The sequence below is a fragment of the Spirosoma aerolatum genome (assembly GCF_002056795.1).
In the GTDB taxonomy this organism is placed as follows: Bacteria; Bacteroidota; Bacteroidia; order Cytophagales; family Spirosomataceae; genus Spirosoma; species Spirosoma aerolatum.
Map to the genome: position 1 here is coordinate 6,748,132 of NZ_CP020104.1, position 22,030 is coordinate 6,770,161.

At 49.3% G+C, this 22,030-nt stretch carries 15 protein-coding genes; 4 read left to right on the forward strand and 11 right to left on the reverse strand.

The features are described 5' to 3' along the window. Positions 1-14: 14 nt before the first annotated feature. The 6 genes from B5M13_RS28030 to B5M13_RS28055 all read right to left on the reverse strand — a co-directional run bounded on the left by B5M13_RS28030 (position 15) and on the right by B5M13_RS28055 (position 8,545). On the reverse strand, positions 15-839 hold the full coding sequence (locus tag B5M13_RS28030) for a ThuA domain-containing protein (RefSeq protein WP_080058810.1): 825 nt from the start codon (positions 837-839) through the stop codon (positions 15-17). A 78-nt stretch (positions 840-917) separates the two neighbouring features. Further along, the gene (locus tag B5M13_RS28035; protein ID WP_080058811.1) at positions 918-2,867 is read right to left on the reverse strand and encodes a KUP/HAK/KT family potassium transporter; all 1,950 of its coding nucleotides are present in this window, start codon (positions 2,865-2,867) and stop codon (positions 918-920) included. 57 nt (positions 2,868-2,924) lie between these two features. Continuing rightward, on the reverse strand, positions 2,925-4,286 hold the full coding sequence (locus tag B5M13_RS28040; RefSeq protein WP_080058812.1) for a sigma-54-dependent transcriptional regulator: 1,362 nt from the start codon (positions 4,284-4,286) through the stop codon (positions 2,925-2,927). 121 nt (positions 4,287-4,407) lie between these two features. Further along, complete coding sequence (locus B5M13_RS28045; RefSeq protein ID WP_080058813.1) at positions 4,408-5,568, reverse strand: Gfo/Idh/MocA family protein; 1,161 nt, start codon at positions 5,566-5,568, stop codon at positions 4,408-4,410. A gap of 89 nt (positions 5,569-5,657) precedes the next feature. After that, positions 5,658-7,037: a putative oxidoreductase C-terminal domain-containing protein gene (locus tag B5M13_RS28050; protein WP_080058814.1), complete on the reverse strand. Its 1,380-nt coding sequence runs from the start codon at positions 7,035-7,037 to the stop codon at positions 5,658-5,660. Between the two features lie 89 nt (positions 7,038-7,126). Next, positions 7,127-8,545: a Gfo/Idh/MocA family protein gene (locus B5M13_RS28055; protein WP_080060107.1), complete on the reverse strand. Its 1,419-nt coding sequence runs from the start codon at positions 8,543-8,545 to the stop codon at positions 7,127-7,129. 170 nt (positions 8,546-8,715) lie between these two features. On the opposite strand from B5M13_RS28055, the gene B5M13_RS28060 reads away from it, so the two are divergent. Further along, positions 8,716-10,074 (forward strand): OmpA family protein, encoded by a 1,359-nt coding sequence (locus B5M13_RS28060; RefSeq protein WP_080058815.1) that lies wholly within the window; start codon positions 8,716-8,718, stop codon positions 10,072-10,074. 77 nt (positions 10,075-10,151) lie between these two features. Here the strand turns inward: B5M13_RS28060 and B5M13_RS28065 are convergent, their stop codons facing one another. Beyond that, positions 10,152-11,258: a DUF2911 domain-containing protein gene (locus B5M13_RS28065; RefSeq protein ID WP_080058816.1), complete on the reverse strand. Its 1,107-nt coding sequence runs from the start codon at positions 11,256-11,258 to the stop codon at positions 10,152-10,154. 219 nt (positions 11,259-11,477) lie between these two features. Next, positions 11,478-11,711 (reverse strand): hypothetical protein, encoded by a 234-nt coding sequence (locus B5M13_RS28070; protein ID WP_080058817.1) that lies wholly within the window; start codon positions 11,709-11,711, stop codon positions 11,478-11,480. A 181-nt stretch (positions 11,712-11,892) separates the two neighbouring features. Here B5M13_RS28070 and ileS point away from each other — a divergent pair, with 181 nt between their 5' ends. From ileS to B5M13_RS28085, 3 genes are all read left to right on the forward strand, one after another. Further along, positions 11,893-15,342 carry an isoleucine--tRNA ligase gene (gene ileS, locus B5M13_RS28075; protein ID WP_080060108.1) on the forward strand — a complete coding sequence of 1,150 codons (3,450 nt, stop codon included), beginning with the start codon at positions 11,893-11,895 and terminating at the stop codon, positions 15,340-15,342. 331 nt (positions 15,343-15,673) lie between these two features. After that, the gene (locus tag B5M13_RS28080) at positions 15,674-16,018 is read left to right on the forward strand and encodes a hypothetical protein (protein ID WP_080058818.1); all 345 of its coding nucleotides are present in this window, start codon (positions 15,674-15,676) and stop codon (positions 16,016-16,018) included. 89 nt (positions 16,019-16,107) lie between these two features. Continuing rightward, positions 16,108-18,432, forward strand: coding sequence for a metallophosphoesterase (locus tag B5M13_RS28085; protein ID WP_080058819.1), 2,325 nt, complete (start codon positions 16,108-16,110; stop codon positions 18,430-18,432). Positions 18,433-18,447: 15 nt separating this feature from the next. Here the strand turns inward: B5M13_RS28085 and B5M13_RS28090 are convergent, their stop codons facing one another. From B5M13_RS28090 to argS, 3 genes are all read right to left on the reverse strand, one after another. Further along, the gene (locus B5M13_RS28090; RefSeq protein ID WP_080060109.1) at positions 18,448-19,341 is read right to left on the reverse strand and encodes a 1,4-dihydroxy-2-naphthoate polyprenyltransferase; all 894 of its coding nucleotides are present in this window, start codon (positions 19,339-19,341) and stop codon (positions 18,448-18,450) included. 91 nt (positions 19,342-19,432) lie between these two features. After that, positions 19,433-20,047, reverse strand: a complete 615-nt coding sequence (locus tag B5M13_RS28095) for a glutathione peroxidase (RefSeq protein ID WP_080058820.1) — start codon at positions 20,045-20,047, stop codon at positions 19,433-19,435. A gap of 80 nt (positions 20,048-20,127) precedes the next feature. After that, entirely contained in the window at positions 20,128-21,912 is a 1,785-nt protein-coding gene (gene argS, locus B5M13_RS28100) for an arginine--tRNA ligase (RefSeq protein ID WP_080058821.1), read from the reverse strand. Positions 21,913-22,030 lie beyond the last annotated feature (118 nt).

Below are 22,030 nucleotides of genomic sequence, written 5' to 3' on the forward strand. Positions count from 1 at the left end.
ACGGTGCCAATTTTCTACCGGATGGGTGTGTCGCGCGAGTCGGCATAGGCTTTGCTGAAGTCGATCTTCTTTGCTTGACTGGCTACGTACCGGATACCCTGAAAGATGTGTTTAATAAACGTTTGGTCGTCCAGATAATCGGTTTTCGCATGACCGAGCGTCGTACACCAAGTGTACCCACCATCGAAATTGTAATACCAGGCCGAAGGATACAGTTCGGTATACGAACCACCAAACATCCTGACTTTCTCAGGCTCATCCTGATTGAGTGACGTCAGATCATTCGCCATAATGACGGTAGGGCCAGGCGACATATTTTTGGTAAAATAAAATTCGTCTTCTTTCTCCCAGATCTTCGGTAATCCGTCCATTGAAGGGTGTTTTGTATCGATGACCTCAATCTTGAACTTCTGGAATTTCGGATGCCAGGCAAAGGTGCCACCGATCATCCGTTTGAACCACGCCCAGCTGCGCTCGGTGCCCATGACGGAGTGAATACCTACGAATCCACCACCCGCTTCAATGTACCGCCGAAAAGCCAGACGCTGAGCATCGGTATCGAATACATCGTTGTTGGTGCTGGCAAACACCAGTAGTGTGTATTGTTTCAGGTTAGCTTCAGTAAAAACGGAAGGCTGGTCAGAGGCATCGACATTGAAACCGTATTGCTGGCCAAGCTTCTGGACGCATTGAATGGCATTCGGAATATTGTCGTGTACGTAGCCTTTGCCATTTTTAGTGTACACCAGTACCTTCACTTTTTTCCAGTTAACGTCCTGCGCCTGTAGCCCGGCAATCGATAACAGGCTGGTCAACAATACAACGGCAAATCGGGTCATCTTTATGGTTCGTTATGCCTCTATAAGCAACGAATCCAATGGTTCTACGCGTATAAACCGACATCAACGGCCCAATGATTAATCTGTTTTGGGAGCAATCCGTTTGAGCGGTAGCGATTGGGGCCGGGTAATTACCAGCGGAACTGCCTCAATAGTAACGTTACTGGTATCCAGCCCATAGGTTGCCTGTGGAGCCAGGGCGATATTTTTCAACAACATATAGCCGAACATCGCTACTTGCTGACGCACTGTCAGGGCATTCTCGTAGGAAAGGAATCGTCGGAAAAGCACAAACCGGAAGTCACCGGGAACCCGGTGTGTACTCAGCGATTTATACCGGCTGTCGATCGTCACTTCATTATTCTCTACCATATCCTCGACGACCATCCTGAAAAGCAGATTGATGCGCGGTTCGATGCGAAAACCCAGATAAAACGTAACCACATATACATCCTCCTGCGCCAGGGTCTCCACCGAATACCGCATCACATAGGGTTCATCTTCTACACAAACGTGAATAAACCAGTAAATGTCCGCTCGTTTAGGGGCCCGGTTCAGTATCGAATACAGGATTTCGGACTCGATACGCTTGCTGGAATCGGATGTAGTCAGGTAAACCAGATGGGTGGAAAACTTCGGAATAGTCAGGTCGTTACTCAACGATTTCAGGATGGGCAGGTTACTCGGCAGCGACTCGTATTTGATCAGGCTCTGCTTAATCGACTCGCCCTCATGCCAGAACAGCATCATGGCCATAATCAATAACCCCAGCGTAACCGAAATCCAGCCACCTTCTTCAAACTTTACCAGATTGGCAATCAGAAACGTCGTTTCAACGGTCAGAAAGATGGTGGTCAGAACTATCTGGAGAATTGGATTGAAGCGCTTCACACGCATGTACATACTCATGAGCACGGTCGACATGAGCATCGTGAGCGTAACGGCCAGCCCAAAAGCAGCTTCCATATTTTTCGATTCCCGGAAGTGAAGCACAATCAGGCAACAGCCAATCATTAATGCCCAGTTGACAAACGGCACATACAGTTGCCCTCGTTCATCAGACGGGTAGGCTACACGCTGCCGGGGCCAGAGTGTCAGCCGCATGGCCTCACTAACCAGCGTAAACGACCCACTGATCAGTGCCTGCGAAGCAATGATGGTAGCCAACGTTGCCAGACCAATGCTAAAGACGACAATCGATGGGGGTACAATGCTGTAAAACGGGCTTGTTTCGCCCAATCGCTGACCAAGGTGATGCATCAGCCAGGCCGATTGCCCCGCATACGATAGTAACAACGTTGTTTTTACATAAGCCCAGCTAACCCGGATATTACTCCGGCCGCAATGCCCCATATCGGAATAGAGCGCTTCGGCCCCGGTCGTGCAGAGGAAAACCCCACCCAACAACCAGAAACCACTGGGGTAGGTCATCAGAAAATGGAGCGCATAATACGGATTAATCGCTTTAAGAACCGTCGGTTGACTCCACAATGCCCAAAGGCCTATAACCCCGATGAAGCTGAACCAGACGAGCATAACTGGCCCAAACAACCGTCCTAATTGCTGTGTCCCAAACTGCTGCCCAACAAACAAGGCAATCAGAATGACGATAACGATGGGTACCGTATCAAGTTTAGGGTAAAAAATCAGTAATCCTTCAACTGCCGACGACACCGAGATAGGGGGCGTAATTAATCCATCGGCTAATAGAAATGCCCCGCCAATCACAGCCGGGTACATTAGCCATTGGCCCGTATACCGACGAACGAGGGTGTAGAGTGAAAAGATACCTCCTTCGCCCTTATTATCGGCCCGGAGTGTGATCACCACATATTTAATGGTGGTTTGTAGCGTGAGCGTCCACAAAATACAGGAGAAGGTTCCCAGCACTAAGGTTTCAGACAACTCCCGACCCCGCATCACAGCCGATAAGGTGTAAAGGGGCGAAGTACCAATGTCCCCAAAAACAATTCCGATAGCAACCAGAAGCCCCTGTGCCGAAACCTTGTTGAGCGATGTAGATGACATGTAAACTGAAGAAATATACTGTTTTGAAGGTTCAATACCCCTTAGACCGGAGACGCATCATAAAGTATCCATCTCACTCAATTTCCGGTAAAGGCTAGTCAGTCCGATACCAAGCAACCGGGCTGCTTCTGTCTTGTTGCCATTTGTATGCTGTAAAACTCGCCGGATATGCCGTTGTTCGACTGTCGCCAGATCCAGCGCCGAGCTATCGCCCACGTTCGCTGCCGAAACAGCCGTTTGTATTTCATGAGGCAGCAGATCGGGCGTGAGTTCAACCGGTGTATTTTGAGGAGACTCGGCCAGAATAACAGCTCGCTCGATGACGTTTTTCAATTCGCGGATATTGCCTTTCCACGGATGCTGCTGGAGCTTCTGAATAAACTCTGTGCTCAGTCGGATGTCGCGCTTACCAAGCTTGGTAGCATATTGGCGAGCAAACTGTTGAGCCAGACCGGCAATATCGTCACGACGGTCGCGGAGCGGGGGAAGTTCAATTTGAAAAACCGATAATCGATAGTATAAATCGAGCCGGAAATGCCCAGCGTTCGCTTCCTGTTCAAGGCCCCGGTTGGTAGCTGCTATGACCCGAACATCGGTTTTGGTCGGTTTGGTATCCCCCACACGCAGAAATTCGTGCGTTTCGAGTACCCGCAGGAGCTTGGCCTGTAGATCAAGCGGCATTTCGCCAATCTCGTCCAGGAAAATGGTTCCTTTAGTTGCTTCGGCAAATAACCCTTTCTGATCACGGCTGGCCCCCGTAAAGGCCCCAGCTCGATGCCCGAAAAGCTCACTTTCCAGAATATCTTTACCCAGAGCCCCACAGTTGATGGCTACAAATGGCCCGGTTCGGCGTAGGCTAGCCTGGTGGATCGCCTGAGCGAATACTTCTTTACCTGTCCCTGTTTCGCCTGTCAGCAATACCGTTGTATCGGTAACGGCTACTTTCCGGGCCAGATCAATGGCTTGCTGAATGGCTTTTGAATGGCCGATAATACTCTCGAATCCATATCGTTGACCAACCTGTTTTTCAAGCTGTTGTATTCGAAGCTGGAGCGTAGCTTTCTCAATGGCCCGGCTGACGAGCGGAATGATTCGATCGTTGTCGTCGCCTTTGGTGATGTAATCGAACGCACCATTTTTAATAGCCGTTACGCCATCCGATATAGTCCCATAAGCCGTCAGCACAATGATCTCAGTGGCAGGATAAAGTTGCTTAATCTGTGCCGACAGTTCGATGCCATTTTTATCGGGCAGCTTCACATCACTGATTACAAGCTGGACCTCTTCGCGTTCCAGAATTTTCAGGCCCGCACGGGCATTCTCAGCCTCTAGTACGGCATAGCCTTCGAGTTCCAGAATTCGCGCCAGTAGTTGACGCAAACGCGACTCATCGTCGATCAGCAAAATAGTAGCAGGCATAAAAAATGCTTCTTTTCTCCGCAAAGATGAGAAACGAAGCGATAAAAGTTTACGGTGGCTACCACATCAGTAACCTCTTCCACTCGCCCAAAAGGAAACCATAGCCGAAAACCCCAGCTTTTTACTTTTTCAAATGGATCACCTGTGCCTGCTTCTGCGCTTTGAGGGCCAGTTCAGTAGCTAAGAAACAATGCTCCTGCGACATGGCCGTTTCGGTTCGATTCAGCACATCGTTGACCAGTTGTTCGCCGTAAGGCAGATTCTCTTTGCTGCAATCAATGTAGCGGGTTTCTTTTTTATCCGTAATGAACAGGTGATTACCCCCGTCGCGCCCACCGGGGTCGATGTTTTTCCGAAGTTCCATAAAGCCTTCGGTCCCCAGAATCGTCAATCGGCCATCACCCCAGCTTTTCAGTCCATCGGGCGTAAACCAGTCGACCCGAATATAGCCCATGCCTCCATCACCGCGCAGCATTACATCACCAAAATCCTCGAAATTCGGATACTGTGGAAAATGGAGATTCCCCACCTGCGACGCCACAATATCGGCTTTGGTCGATCCGGTAAAGAACAGGAACTGATCGAATTGGTGCGAAGCAATGTCGCAGATAATACCACCAAACTGTTTTTTCTCGAAAAACCAGGCAGGACGCGTTGCTGGATTCATGCGGTGCGGTCCTAGGCCAACCGTCTGGATCACGTTGCCAATGGCCCCTGCTTTAACCAGTTCTCCCGCTTTCACCGTGGCTTTGTTCTCCAGCCGTTCACTGTACATGATTGAATAAATGCGCTTCGTTTCTTTCTGAACCTTACGCACCTCGGCCAGTTGTTCAAGGGTGGTAATGCCGGGTTTATCGGACATAAAATCCTTACCAGCCTTCATAACCCGAATGCCCAATGGCGCCCGTTCGTTGGCAATAGCCGAAGTCAGAACCAGTTGGATCGACTTGTCTTCCAGAATTTCGGCTTCGCTCTTGGCCTGCTTCGCCTGCGGAAATCGCTTGGCAAATTCGGCGGCTAAGTCGGGCTCCTTAGCATAAAACGAAACCAGCTCACCGCCACCCCGTTGTACGGCCCCAACCTGACCGTAAATGTGCCCGTGATTCATGCCAATCACCGAAAAACGAATCCGGGCGGCCCCCGTTGGTACCGAATCACTCCCCAGCGATGTGGACCGAACAAGGGCTGGTGCACCAATTAACTCATTCGATAGTGCAGGAGCCAGGACCAATCCAGCCGCTGTGCTGATGGTCTCCTTAATGAAGTTTCTTCTTGGGTTCATGGTGAATTACTGAATGATCGAATTGCTGAATGATTGAATTGCTGACGTATCACTTTATGATTCAATCATTCAACAATTCGATCATTCAATTATTTAGACTTTTTCGCCAGCTCCAACGCCTGGGTGGTGGTGTAATATTTAGCAATCATGTTAGGAACTTCCCAGGCGGGCAGGCTACCGGCTTTCAGATAATCGAGGTATTTCTGGGCTACACGGCCAAAGTGGGCTTCGTGCCCTTCCTTGTATTTTTCAGGAATGACCACTTCCCAGCCGGTTGCGATTTTCTTTACCTCAACGCCCGGAAATTCCTGCTGAATTTTCGGCAACGCTGTTTTGATGGATGCTTCCAGACTCTTGTTACCTGCAACGGCTTCGATGTATAGTGTCGGTTTGTACTGCTGCGGGGCACCCTGCCGGATAATCAGGTTGGCTTTGGTACCGCGCATGATCGAGTAATGGGTATCACCCGCCCCTTCGGGCGCTTTGTAGGCCCAGGTTACCGATACTTTGGCGTGAACACCTTTCAACTGGTAGTTGATTTCGCCGTTGCTGTATACCTTCAGGATACTATCGCTTACCACATCTTTTTTGAGGTAATCCGGAAAGACATCCTGTTTGGTAATGGCTTTGAATTGACTCAGCCGCATGTCGGTTGTCCAGCGCCGGGCCGACGTCAGGCTAATGTCTTTCTGATAATCGATGGTTTGCTCAGGGAAGCATTCCCACTGGACCAGATCGACCAGGTGGGTAGTTACGTCTACGATGCCTTCACCCTGCTGTGTCACATCCATAAACCAAGCTGGTCGAGTCAGAATACTACCCGATACATTTTTATAGAAATGGTGAACGCTTTCTTTCGTTACGGCTGGGTTTTCAGGCGTTCCTTTTTCCAGGGTTCCGAATACCTCAGCCTGTTGCGAAAAAGCCCGTTGAAGCATGGTCGTGATTTCGTACCGCTCGGTCATGATGTCGTATAGCAGAACCTTGTTTTTTTCGGCCGAAGCAAACGCATTTTTCAATTCCTCAAACTTCGAAGCCTCAATTACCATTGGCTTGTCGGCCAGCACGTTAAACCCGGCTTCGATGGTCTTCTTGATATAATCGGTTTTGAGTCGGTTATTCCCCGCCATAACCACTACGTTGCCCTTTTTTTCAGCAATCATTTTCTCCAGAAAATCGGACCCTTTATACACCTCTTCTTTCCAGTGCGTAGGATTTTCGGGCCGGGTATTGTAGCCGTTGATTTTATCCAGATGCAGTTGCAGATCCGGGCCATCAGGAGCATACACGTGAACAACCGAGTCGACTCCTTCGAGCATATTTTTCTGCACGAGGGCCGCATGAAAATGACCAGGATCGAGTGTGATTAACTGGATCTGGCCATTGGCTTTTTCACTTTTTTCTGACGACTGACAGGCGGTGATCATCGCAGCCATACACACAATGCCAACGGTGGGCAACAGTTTCATTGGTAGACTAGTTAATTTTTCAGGTTGAATATCGTAGGTTTAATGCGATTGGCCGACGCGTCGGCCAATCGCATTAAACCATATAAACTTTACTTCGCTGAGGCTACTGCCTTAATCGCATAAGCCGCACGTTGCGGGCGCGACAGGAGTTTATTGGCTTCAGGGTCATTCTTGAATTGTTCTTTCTTAGGGTCCCAGTAGAGTTTACGATTCAATTTCATGGCCGCATGATGCAGCAGGCAAGCGGAGCAGGACCGATGCCCCACTTCGACCGGGGCAATGGGTTCTTTCCGGCTCACGATGCTTTCCAGCCAGTTACCATGATGCTCTTTACTCTCCGGCAGATGGATTTCGTTGGGGCCAATCACGGATGTAAGCAATTTAGGGTCGCTGGCATCCAGTTTTTTGGCAGCATTCTGTTTGGCAATCGGATCGCTGGCCGTCACGTTGGCATCGCCCCGCGACACGAAAATCCAGCCTTTTGTTCCTTCAAAGCGTATCCCATTGGCAATCTCGTTCGTCACAATCATGTGGACACCGTTTTCGTACATCGCTTCGGTTCGAAAAATGCCGTGTACATCCCACAAACCACTTTTTGGAAAATCGGCTTTACCCCATATTTCGACCGGCCCCGTGTATTCGGTATTCATAGCCCAGTGCGCCGAATCGATGTGGTGTGCGCCCCAGCCCGTAATCATACCGGCCCCAAACTGTTCGCACCGTAACCAGCCCGGCCGATCATAACCTACCTGTGGATGCACCCGTTTTTCAGTATAGTACACTTCGGGCGTAGTGCCGAGCCACATGTCATAATTCAGGTTTTTAGGCACCGGCATTTGCGGTTCTTCATCGCCCGAAGGGTCGCCTGGTAAGCCAACATAAACCGTTTTCAACTCGCCAATTCGGCCATTGCGCACCAGTTCAGCGGCATAGCGAAACTGTTCCGACGACCGTTGCTGACTACCAACCTGCACAATCTGTTTGGACTGTTTCACGGCATCCGCCATCATGCGCCCCTCAGCAATGGTGAGTGACGCTGGCTTCTGCATGTATACATCTTTTTTGGCCCGTACTGCATCGACCACAATCGGCGCATGCCAGTGATCGGGTGTACTTACCAGAACGGCATCGATGTCTTTGTTTACTAATAGTTCGCGATAATCGGTATATACCCGAACACCATCGTAATTATCTTTACCCGTTTTTTTTGCATATACGCCATTAACGAGCTTTTTAGCATCCTCGGCCCGGTTGCTATCCAGATCGCAGACCGCCATAATCAGGGCATTGTCGTATTGCCACACACCGGGCATATCATGCCCACGTGAGATACGTCCTGTACCAATAGCACCTATATTAATTCGGTTACTGGGCGCATTTTTGCCAAATACCGAAGCCGGTACAATCGTTGGGAAACCCGTAATAATTGCCGAAGATGCCAGCGTGCCTTTGGCTGCCAGATCCAGAAATCCCCTCCGCGAAATAGTCGTTTGTTTTTCGGATGCCATGATCGTAAGAGTCAGGTACAGTTGTAGTATACCTAAGGTACGATCGGGCAATTTTTACTATTCTTCTACCACTAAGCCCTTCATTTTAAAAGATTATAGCTTCCAGTGAGTAACTATCGTTTGCCCTGTCCGTCTTATTCAGCAATTACCGATATGACCTCTCTGAACGTATGCGGCAACGCTATCTACTCTTCCTCTTACTAACCGGACTCACATCTTCCTGCATGATTGGCTCCTATCCATCGGGTGGGGGTCAATATCCGTCCGGTGGCCAACAATCGCCTAATGATACCTATCCGAATTCCGGTAATCAGCCTGGCAGCGGGCGTGCAGCCGACCCCGGCGTAACCGTAAACAGCATCCGCCTGACGCCCGACTACACCATTCTGAATTTGACTTTTACAGATAACGCCCAGCCGAATTACGACCGAAATGGCCGTCTTTTGCCATCAGGAACCACTATAGGCTTAGATCCCAACAGTTACCTGGTAGCGGCTAATGGTGCCCGGACATTTGCTTTTGTCCGAGTCGAGGGCATACCTATGAAACGGGAAGAGAGGAATCCTACTACGGGAAAAATACAACTGATAGGCCGAAATACATACCCCGGAGAGCAGGTCAATTTTACCATCTATTTCCAGCGATTGGATAAAGGTCTGGAAAACTTCGACCTATTTGAGTGTCATTCCGATGCATACATTTGCTGGAATATCTACAACCTACATGTAAATAACCCAGCCGACCCGGTCGTGTACAACCCGCCAACGGCACCGACACCCAAACCCGTACCGAACCTGCCTAAAAAGACAACAAACGTTCCTCCTGCCCCCACCGGCAATTCGGGGGGTGAGATGGAAACTCCAAAGACTAAACCCGCTCCCGTACCTGCTCCTACGCCCGAAGTAACGACCGTGACGGTTACGGGTAAGGTCAGCGATGCGAAAAACAAACGACCTGTTACGGCCACAATCGATTATCAGCTTTCGTCCAGCAAACAGGCAATCGACTCAGTTCAGAGCTTTGCTTCGACGGGTGGGTATAAAATGATGTTGCAAAAGGGGCAGGTCTATATCTACATCGTATCGGCACGGGGGTATCAATCGACCAATGGTGTGCTGGATTTAAGCAAAATGGCAGGGGGCAAAAGTGTTACGCGTGATATAACCCTGACACCGCTGACCGTTGGTGAAAAGGTTACCCTGAAAAACGTTTACTTCGAAATGTCGAAATCGGATCTTTTGCCTGCTTCTTACGCAGAGCTAGACAAACTGGTGACCATGATGGAAGATAACCCAAATATGACCATCCGGCTCGAAGGCCATACCGACATCATTGGCGATCACGATAAAAACCTGCAACTCTCCCGCGACCGAGTGGTTGCCTGCCAACGGTATCTGGCTCAGAAAGGAATCGCTATTGTTCGCATTCAGACCATCGGCTACGGTGATACACGCCCGATTCTTACCAAAGGCACCGATGAAGAACGCAAAGTAAACCGCCGGGTTGAGTTCGTGATTTTGGCAATTTAATCAAAGCTATTGGTGATCATTCAATAATCGTATCTATACACTGAATACCTGTTGAAAGACCACCAATGGCTTTATATTCAGTTCACATCCTTTCCTTGCCCAAGCAACCCAAGCAAGCGTTCTACGTTGGCTTTGTTATTGGCATCGGGGGCCTGGGCAAGTGCTTTCTGTCCCCAGTCGGCAGCTATTTTGTAATCACCCATTGCCGAATAGGCCCGCATCAGCCCCATATTGCTCATAAATACATTCGGGTATTTTTTGGCAAGATCCTGAAATAGGGCCATCGCTTCTTTTGTCTTTTTCTGATTGATCAGTTGCCGCCCGTATTGATACGCCTGTTGCAACGTAGCCAATGGCAACGCTTCTTTCATCAGCGCGTCGGCTTCGGTACTACGGTTCATTAGCGACAACAGCCGTGCTTTGGTACTTAGCGTATTGAAATTTTTCTCGCCCACAAACTGGCCATTGATCGAATAATCGGCCCAGCGCAGACCTTCCTCCAGATTCGTTTTATGATCGGCCGTATAAGCAGCCGCCTGTTGGTAGGCATCCCACCGGAATCCTTTTTCGCCCCGTAGCTCGTTTCGTAGAGAAGCTAGCTGCGTCTGCACCAGATTGACCGATACAGTAAACGGAATTGCCCATTTTTCCCATTCCAGCATGACCACCGCCGAGCTATCGGTTTCGTTGGTAAACTCATACTTCAACCGCTCTACCGATGGCCGGTCTTTTAGTGGTTTTACCGTCACGCGAAGTGCATCTTCGTTGGGATCGTAAAAATAACTCCCCCACGATGTGCTGTTTTTAGAGAAAATGACGGTTACATCATTTTCCTGCACAGCCATTAATAGCCCATACGTACCCGCCGTCAGAGGTTTCCCGTCGATGGTAACATCGGTGCTGAACGTAATGGTCGTATTCTCGTTGGCCCCAGCTCGCCAGGGCGATTCTTTACTGGTCCCAAAGCCCAGATCCTTAAATCCATAGTGAACCAGTTGGCCCCACACTTTCCCTTCGCGGCCTTTTACGGCTGGTCGGTCATAATGAATCGTTACGTCGGTAAGGCCAACTCGCTCCGAAACCGATGCTTTTTTGTTTCCTCCATCGGCCGGAAAGGTGAGTTGGGCGATGGCCGATAACGAGCCTAAGCAGAAGGCCGTGAGTAATACGGTAATTTTTGTCATGGTTAGCTGTCAGATTATTTTTGAGTAAAAATCCTTACGTCACAAAAACTCAAAGTAAGGACTTCATGACAGCGTGGTCAAGGTGAACTGTATAAGCGGTCGAGGAAAATAAAACAGCTAATCGCTTACGTGAGCGTAGAAAGAAGTTCCAAAAACTTGTCGGCTGAAATGACACTAATCTGAGGAAAGGGGATTTCCTTAAGCAAAGCTAGCCTATGTTCAGGTTCCCAGATAAGGAGTTCGCTTGTGGTTGCTTAATAATTCTTCTACTTTTTCGTCGTTCCAGCCCTTCTCATCCCAAACCTGATCAGCCCCTTCAATAGCTTTCTGCGCAAAAAACTGGACAATCATACGCTTAATAGCCACCCAATCGGCATCGCCTACCTTATGCGAAAACATCTTCAGCAACTCAAGTTGAGGCTCAGTAAGCGGAGTTTGCAACTTATTTCCCATGTCGATTAACGGGCCATCTTTTTCCTATGAACGTTCCTGCAGCAACTCGTTGTTCATCAAATACAAAGATATGAAGAAATATGAACCGCTTTTCAGTCAGTCCGGTGCGTCAAATTTCCGTATCTTTGCACTCATTTTTTAACCGCACGATCATCGCCAGCGATGATCTGTGCTTTCGATTATGCCAGGCGTGAAGTACCAACAATACGAATCCCTCGATTATGCAAAGCTAGCGGCCGAGGTGTTAACTTACTGGAATCAGAATCAGGTATTTGAGCAGTCGGTTTCGCTGCGTGAAGGCCGGCCAACGTTTACGTTCTATGAAGGCCCACCATCGGCCAACGGAACCCCCGGTATTCACCACGTGATGGCCCGAACCATTAAGGATATATTCTGTCGCTACAAAACGCTTAAGGGCTACCAGGTTGAACGGAAAGGGGGCTGGGATACGCACGGGCTCCCCATCGAGCTTCAGGTCGAAAAAGAACTGGGTATTACGAAAGATCATATCGGCAAACCGGAATCGGAAGGTGGTATCAGCGTTGAGGATTATAACCGCAAATGCCGCGAAACGGTGATGCGGTTTACGGATCAGTGGAACGATCTGACCCAGAAAATGGGCTATTGGGTCGACCTCGACAACCCCTATATCACGTATAAAAACGAGTATATCGAGTCGATCTGGTGGTTGCTGAAGCAATTGTATGACAAGGATTTACTCTACAAAGGGTATACCATTCAGCCGTATTCGCCCAAAGCCGGAACGGGTCTCAGCTCGCATGAACTGAACATGCCTGGCACCTACAAAGATGTGCGCGATACCACCATTGTGGCCCAGTTCAAGGTAAAGCCGACAGGTAAATCAGGCTTTCTGTTTTTCGATTCTGCCGATGCCGATGTCTACATCCTGGCCTGGACCACTACGCCCTGGACATTACCAGCAAACTCGGCACTGACCGTTGGAAAAGACATCGACTATGTACTCGTCAAGACGTACAATCCATACACCTTCCTTCCTATCAATGTTGTACTGGCCAAGGCATTGGTAAGTCGCTGGTTCAACGAAAAAGGGCATCAGGATTTACCAGCCAGCCCGGCCTTCGACGCGTACCTGCCGAACGACAAGGTAATTCCCTGGGCGATCTTGTCGGAGTTTAAAGGCCAACATCTGGAAGGTATCGAGTATGAGCAATTGCTGCCGTACGTAAAGCCCGAAAAGCCTGCGTTTCGGGTTATCCTGGGGGATTTTGTAACTACGGAAGACGGTACGGGGGTAGTTCATACCTCACCAACCTTTGGTGCCGACGACTTCCGGGTAGCTCAGGCCGCCGGTATCCCTCCCATCATGGTGGAGGATGAAAACGGTAAGGAAGTTCCTATTGTCGATAAGCATGGTCAGTTTGTGAAGGAAATCACAGATTTCGCGGGTCGGTATGTAAAAGAGGAATACTATTCCGATGAAGAACGCGCCGACCCGGAATTCCGGCCAACCGATGTCCTGATTGCGATCAAACTGAAAGAAGAAAACAAGGCGTTTCGGGTTGAGAAATACGAACACCCGTATCCGCACTGCTGGCGTACCGACAAACCGATCCTGTATTATCCGCTCGATAGCTGGTTTATCCGCACAACGGCGAAGAAAGATCGGCTGGTTGAACTGAACAAAACCATCAACTGGCAGCCCGAAAGTACGGGTACGGGCCGTTTTGGCAACTGGCTCGAAAACCTGGTGGACTGGAACCTCAGCCGTAGCCGTTTCTGGGGAACACCGCTACCCATCTGGCGATCAGAAACAGGTGAGGAAGTTTGCATCGGCTCGGTAGAAGAACTCGTGTTAAGGATTGAGAAAGCGAATGAGCAACTGAGTCAATGGATTCAGGAGGGCCAAACCGATTACCAGGTTTATTTCGATGCCAACCATTCATTCATTCAATCATTCAGTCAATCTACATTCGACCTGCACCGTCCGTATGTAGATGAAGTGTATTTCGTTTCGGAATCGGGGAAAGTGATGCAGCGCGAGCCGGATCTGATCGACGTTTGGTTCGATTCAGGGGCCATGCCGTATGCGCAGTGGCACTATCCGTTTGAGAACAAAGACGTGTTTGCCAAGGCTTTCCCGGCTGATTTCATCTCAGAAGGTGTTGACCAGACACGCGGCTGGTTCTTTACGCTGCACGCTATTGCCGGTATGCTGTTCGATTCGATCGCGTTTAAAAACGTGGTTTCGACCGGATTGGTACTCGACAAAAATGGCAATAAAATGTCGAAGCGGCTGGGCAATGCTATCGACCCGTTCAAAACGCTGGCCCAGTATGGCCCCGACGCTACGCGCTGGTACATGATTACCAATGCGGAACCCTGGGACAACCTGAAGTTCAACGTAGACGGCATTGGAGAAGTGCAACGGAAACTATTTGGTACGCTTTCGAATACCTATAATTTCTTTGCGCTGTATGCCAATCTGGATCACTTTACGTTTACAGGCCGTACAGTCCCTGTAGCCGACCGTCCTGAACTTGACCGCTGGATTCTGTCGAAGCTGCAATCGTTGGTGCTGGAGGTTGAAGAACAATTTGATGGGTATAACCCAACCAAAGCGGGTCGGGCTGTACAGGACTTCGTGAACGACCAACTGTCGAACTGGTATGTCCGGCTGTCGCGTCGGCGTTTCTGGTCCGGGGTCACGTCCGACGGAAACATGACGGCTGATAAACGAGCGGCCTACGAAACCCTGCACGAATGCCTGAGCGTAGTTGCTCAATTAATGTCGCCGATTGCGCCGTTCTACGCCGACTGGCTATACCGGAGCCTGAACGAAGGAAAAACCTCAGTTCACCTGACTAATTTCCCGGCTGCCGATAAAGCCTTGATCAATACCGAACTGGAGCAGTCGATGGAAGCCGCACAGGGCGTATCGTCGCTGGTTCACTCCTTGCGTAAAGGGCATAAGCTGAAAGTTCGCCAGCCGTTGAGCCGTGTACTGATTCCGGTGTTGAGCGCAGATACCCGTCGGCAGATTGAGCACGTTGCCCCCATCATCATGTCGGAAGTTAACGTAAAAGCCGTTGAATTTGTAGACGACGCCAGTGGCATTTTGAAAAAGCGGGTAAAACCCAATTTCAAGGCACTAGGGCCTAAGTTTGGTAAGCAAATGAAAGAGGTCGCTGCCGCCATCACGGCCATGACCGACGACGAGTTGAAGACCCTGGAGCAAACCAATGCACTGCAACTAGGCACCTTCAATCTGCAACTTTCGGATGTCGACATCCAGACGGAAGATATTCCGGGCTGGCTCGTAGCCAGTGAAGGCAGCCTGACCGTTGCCCTCGACGTAACCGTTACCGATGCATTACGTGGGGAAGGAATCGCCCGTGATTTTGTGAACCGCATTCAGAATCTGCGAAAAGACCGTGACTTCTCGGTAACCGATAAAATACGGATTGAACTGGAACGGAACAACGAAGTGCTTGCTCAAGCTATCGAAACCAATCGCGACTACATCAGCCAGGAAGTTCAGGCCGTATCGCTCAACTTAGTAAGCGACTTGAACGGTCACGCTTCTGGACCGTTGGCCACTGAGATCGAGATGGATGAATTTCAGCTACGGCTTATCGTCGAACGCGTATAGACCTACCGTCCCGAGATACTTTATAGTCACCTTTCTACGGAGAGGTGACTTTTTTTTTACACCCTTTGCGCAATTATTGATTTTTATATGATTCCAGAAAAATACACAACGGCACGAATGTTGTATATAAACCAGTGTGCCCATAATGGATAGGCAGCTCAATTTATTGACTGCACGCGTATGAACCGGCCTTCGGCACAAAGTCCCCTAGCCCATCTGATACATAGTATTTGCCCGCAATTAATATCTGCGTTCACTTAACCATTTTACAACTTTGATTGATTATCTACGCTCAACTCTACACTCTTTTGTTAACAATTACCAGGCCGTCATGTGGCGGTTACGCGAGTGTTCGCTCAACGATGAGCAATTAGGCATGGCAGTGGGGCTAAGTGGCAATGCTATCCGAAATCGGCGCAGCAAACCCGATCTTTGGAAACTATCCGATGTGGAGCGGTTAGCCGCTCATTTCACATTGCCGGCTACAGCCTGCCTTCAATTAAATCAGGCGCTCCATCAGTTGCCTGTCAACCTAAAACAACTGCCGAACGACGAACGACGGCGAATTGAGCGACAGCTAGTTATGAAACTAGCCCAACTGGAAGCTTATAATCAGAGTGACTGGCCAGTACGAAATCTGCTGAAAATGCATCAGGCTTTGCATAAGGGACGCTAAGTCAATGAATTGGCATGAATGAATTTACACCTACTGGGCATAAATTTCGCCTGGTAGGTGTACCTTTACGGTGACTTCCCTGTCGCCCAATGAAGCTTTTACGACTTATACAACTATCCTTTATTCTCGGCCTCTGTCAGCAGGTTTCTGCTCAAACGCCGATACTTATACGCGGCCCTTACTTACAGATCGTTACCCCCACATCGGTGGTCGTTCGCTGGCGAACCGACGCCCCTAGTATAGGCCGGGTTTGGTTTGGCCAATCAGCGAACCAGCTTACAGGAAATTTACAGGAAACCCAACCTACGCAGGAACATATTTTAACCCTAACAGGCCTCCAGCCTGCAACTCGTTATTCGTATGCCATAGGCTATGGTGATACCCAACTGGCATCCGGTCCTAACTATTCGTTTAAAACAGCGCTGCCAGCGGGCGATAAACGTCCGTTCCGAATGTGGGTTCTAGGTGATTTTGGGAGCGGGAGCGACAACCAGCGAGCTGTTTATCAGGCATATCGTAATGCAACAGCCAACCGCCCGGCCGACTTGTGGCTCTGGCTTGGCGATAATGCCTATTCGTATGGGTTGGAAAGTGAATATCAGCAAGTGGTCTTTCCAGTTTACGCACCAACGCTCCGCAATACGCCTATTTTTATTACGCCCGGTAATCATGACTATGCCGATAGCGAGACAAATTTCAACATTGCCTATTATAACCTATTTTCGTTTCCACAGCAGGGTGAAGCTGGCGGAGTACCATCAGGCTCAAAATCCTACTATGCTGCCAATTACGGCAATGTCCATCTGATCTCACTCGATTCGCAAGGTAGGCAAGATGGCCAGTATCGCCTTTACGATACGACATCTGCACAGGTCCAATGGCTCAAACGTGATCTGGCAGCCAATAAACTTCCCTGGACCATTGTCATTTTTCACCACCCACCGTATAGCAAGGGCGGCCACAATTCCGACACCGAAGAGTCGATGCGGCTCATTCGCGAAAACCTCACCCCCATTCTGGAACGGTTCGGTGTCGATCTGGTCATGAATGGCCATAGCCACGGCTACGAACGGACTTATCGACTGAAAGGCTTACGGGGACTGGCCAATACCTTCGATAAGGGTAAACACCTGGCCAATAACAACACGGGCCGTTATGATGGTTCGCCCAACTCATGCCCTATTTTGTCGAAAGGGCAGGGAACGGTTTATGTCGTAAATGGCTCTGGTGGCCAATTGGGTGGACAATCACCTGATTTCCCTCACCCGGCAACGGTTTATAACAACGTAGCACAGGGCGGTTCCATGATTCTGGATGTAAACGATGATCGGCTGGATGCCCAGTTTTTACTGTCGGATGGCTCAATAGGTGATCGGTTTACACTGGTCAAAAACAGCGGGACTACTACGTCGCTTACGGCCGAGTATGGGGATACGCTGCAACTTTCTGCTTCCTGGAATGGCGATTATCGCTGGCCTGCGGGACAAAACAGCCGAAGTATTAGCTATGTGGCGGATAAAGCCGGAAGCTTTCCCATCACCGTAAAAGACAATCAGAACTGCCTGACCGATCAGTTTACCTTGACTGTATTGCCTCCACCTAAAATCACGACGCAAGCGTCGGTAACCACCACCGCTTGTGTTGGGAGCACGTTTACCGTAACAGCTATCCCCGAAAACACCACTAAAGCTGCCGGTTGGCAATACGATGTACTTTTGTCGGATGCATCCGGTAGTTTTAGCGCGAATCAGATTGTTGGATCGGGCTCTCTAAACGCGCTACAGGCTACACTTCCGGCTACTTTATCGCCCGGAACAGGCTACCGGGTGCAGGTGCGTCCACGTGGTATTCCGTATGCCCAACTAAGCCCGAGCGGTGCCTTCGCCGTTAAGCCTTTACCAACCGCCACAATTGCCGGGTCAACCACCGTATTGAAAGGCGAGTCGGTTGCGTTGACGATCAACCTTACGGGCGATAGCCCCTGGAAAGGAAGCCTGTCCGATGGCACTACCTTTTCAGCCAATGCAACACCCTTTACGCTGACTGTTCAGCCAACGCAGTCAGCAACCTATTCGATTGCCACTGTTGAGAATAGCTGTGGTAGAGGCACTGGTTCAGGACAGGCATCCGTAACCGTACTATTGCCTTTGGCTGAAGAAACCCTCTCAGACAGCCAATTAAAGGTTTATCCAAACCCAGCACACGATGTACTTCATGTGGAGCTGACGATGGCGCAGAAAAAAGAAATTAACATGACACTCGTCGATGCGAATGGACGGCTGGTACTTCAGAAGCAATTTGTTCCAACCAGTAAGCTTTCCGAATCCTTACCCATGCCGCATGCACATGGTACTTATCTACTGAAAGTGCAGGTTGGAGAGATAACCCTAACACGTAAAGTGGTGAGACAATAAGAATAGTCAGGTATTCTACAACACTTGCCCGATTCCAAATAAGATCACGAAGAGTAACGTGCTCATAGCAAGTTGCCCCAGTCGTGGGTTAAGCTCTGCGGGACGTTGGTGAGACGCAATGGCACGCCCATTCAGAATAAAGAGCGGAAAAGCCAGCACATACAGATAGCTAACCCAGGCTGCTCCTGTCAGGAATGAATAGGCGAGTGCACAGGCCATACCGGCTATTAATAAGCCCCAGTGATACCGAATCGCCAGCGATAGCCCCAGCCGCGAGGGAATCGACCGTTTTCCCGTCATGGTATCCGTTTCGATATCACGGATGTTATTGACATTCAGAACGCCCGTTGCAAAAAGGCCAACACTGGTAGCTGGTAAAAGAAGAAGCGGATTGAACGAAAGGGTATGCAGAAAATATGTTCCCAGAACACCCACCCAACCGAAGAAAATTAAAACAGCAATATCGCCAAAACCGGCATACCCATACGGGCGTTTGCCGTTTGTATAACCAATGGCAGCCGCAATACTGAGCAGCCCTAAAATCAAAAAAAACCAGAATAGCTTTGGGCCTGCACCATAAAAAGCGACAGCTAACAACCCAATCCCACTAATCAGCGATAAGGCCGACATCAGAATAATACCGCGCATCATTGCTTCTTTACTGATGTCGCCGGTAGCGACTGCCCTACGTGGGCCTACCCGAAGCTCAGTATCTTTTCCCGAAACAGCATCGCCATAATCGTTGGCGAAGTTCGACAGGATTTGCAGGAAAATGGTAGTCAGGGCAGCCAGCAACGCAATCGACCAGCTAAAATGACCATCGGCCGAAGCCAGAAAACTTCCTAAAATAATACTCGCCAACGACAGCGGTAATGTCCGGGGCCGCGCAGCCGCAATCCAACTTTTCATAATAGCAAAGAGCGAAAGAGCGAAAGAGTGAAAGAGCGAAAATTCGGGCATCTGCTTTTTTCGCTCTTTCACTCTTTCGCTCTTTCACTAATTAGATACCAACGGCTTTTTTAAACTCTTCGTCTTCGGGTTTTACCTTCGAGTTGAAGAAATTGGTCAGTTCGCCTTTTTCGTTGATCACATATTTGCAGAAATTCCAGGTAGGAGCCTGATCGTTCCAGCCGTTCAGATCTTTGTGGGTCAGCCACTTGTAGATTGGGGCCTGATCATCGCCCAGAACCGATACTTTTTCGAACATCGGGAAAGTTACGCCATAATTCTTTTTGCAGAACTCAGCAATCTCTTCGTTGGAGCCGGGCTCCTGGCTCTTGAAGTTGTTAGCAGGGAAACCCAATACTACAATTTTGCTGCCGTGTTCTTTGTAGAATTTTTCCCAGTCGGCATACTGAGGGGTGAAACCGCACTTCGACGCTACATTCAGAATGACTACTTTTTTACCTTTGAACCCCTTCAAGGCAACAGGCTTACCATCCAGCGAGTTTACTGTAAAGTCGTACAGGCTTTTCGTTGGAGCAATGTTGGTAACATTGGCAGCAGCCTGCTCATCGGCAAAAATCCCGTTAACAAGCGTGGAGAGCGACATAAAACTGGACAGCGAGAAAACAAGAGCCAAAGCGGCCATCGTAAAAATGAGATTCTTTTTCATGGTTGGTTTTTCGGTTTTACTATGCGGTACGCATAACGTTTAGAAAGTAAACTAGTATTAACTGATTTTGAACAAAGTAACTACATTTTCTGCGGAACTTCTATGCCCAATAAGCCCATTGCTTTCTGAATAGTTTCACCAATGCATTTTGCCAGCACAAGTCGGGTCTGGAGCTTCACGGAGTCCGTCTCTTTCAGGATCGGCAACTTGTCGTAAAACTGGTTAAATGTCTTCGCCAACTCATACGCGTATTGCGCCAGATAGGAAGGTGCGAAATCGTCGCCTGCCTCTTTCACGCGCTGTGGATACTGACTCAACAAAAAGACCAATTGCTGCTCAATCTCATCAAGTTGTGTATCCGAAATGTTTCCATTTAAAACTATCTCGGCCTCAGTAGCTTTCCTAAGAATCGACTGAATACGGGCATGCACATACTGAATGTAAGGTCCCGTATTTCCATGCAAGTCCACCGATTCGGCGGGGTTGAACTGCATCCGTTTCTGAGGGTCTACTTTCAGCAGGTAGTATTTTAATGCACCCAACCCCAGCATATGAAACAGCGACGCTTTCTCGGCTGGGGTAAATTCGTCGAGCTTTCCTTTGGCCGCTTCATCAGCAGCAGTAGCCGCAGCTTCGGTCGTTTCCTGAATCAGATCGTCGGCGTCGACCACCGTCCCTTCCCGCGACTTCATCTTGCCGGTTGGCAGATCGACCATACCATACGAAAGATGGTACAAATTGCTGGCATAAGGCCGCCCTAACCGACGCAGAATGGCAAAGAGCACATTGAAATGGTAGTCCTGCTCATTCCCAACCACCCAAATCTGGCGGTCGGTATGAAAATCCTGATATTTCAGGTCGGTCGTGCCTAGGTCCTGCGTCATATAAACGGATGTGCCGTCGGAACGAAGTACCAGTTTCTGGTCCAGTCCTTGATCCGTCAGGTCAATCCAGACAGAACCGTCGTCTTTCCGGTAAAAAACACCTTTCTGCAACCCTTCTTCGACAATTTCTTTTCCAAGTACATACGTATTCGACTCGTAATAGGTTTTGTCGAAACTGACACCAATCGACTGATAAGTAGCATCGAATCCAGTATACACCCAGTCGTTGAGTTTGCGCCAGAGGGCTACGGTTTCAGGATCGCCCTGTTCCCAGAGCCGAAGCATCTGCTGCACTTCTAGCATCAAGGGTGCTTTTTTCTCAGCCTCCTCTTTAGGTATTCCCTGCCCTGCCATCTCTTCGACCTGCTGTTTATACGCCTTGTCGAACAGAACATAGTATTTACCAATGAGGTGATCGCCTTTCATGCCTGCCTGTTCCGGCGTTTCATCGTTGCCGAAAAGCTTGTAGGCCAGCATCGACTTGCAGATGTGTACACCCCGATCGTTGACAATGCAGGTTTTAACCACATCATAGCCATTGGCAGCCAGAATACGACTGACCGAATCACCCAGAAAATTATTGCGCAGGTGACCCAGGTGCAGGGGTTTGTTGGTATTTGGCGACGAAAACTCAACCATCACCGACTGACTTTTGGAGGCTAACTGACCAAAAGCCGGATTTCCGGCGATGTCGTTCAACACTTCAATCCAGGCCGCATCGGCAATACTGATATTCAGAAAACCCTGCACCACATTGAAGCCACTCACGATTTCGCTATTCGCTACCAGCCAGTTACCAATAGCCTGACCGATTTGAGCAGGGGCCTGCCGCAACGCCTTTGTCAACGGAAACGTCACGAACGTATAAAGTCCGTCGAATTCTTTCTTGGTGGGTTGTAAAGAAACCTCGCCTGATTCCTGTTGGTATAACTCGGAAACGGCCCGTTGAATCGCACTTTTTAACTCTTCCTGAATATCCATTCGCTTGTGAAACTGTCGGTTCGTACAGTTTTCGGCAGCAAAAGTACGAAATGAATAAGTAGTGTGGGCGGGAGCCCGCGTAGCCAGTAGCCAATTAAAACCAGAATATCAGCTTACA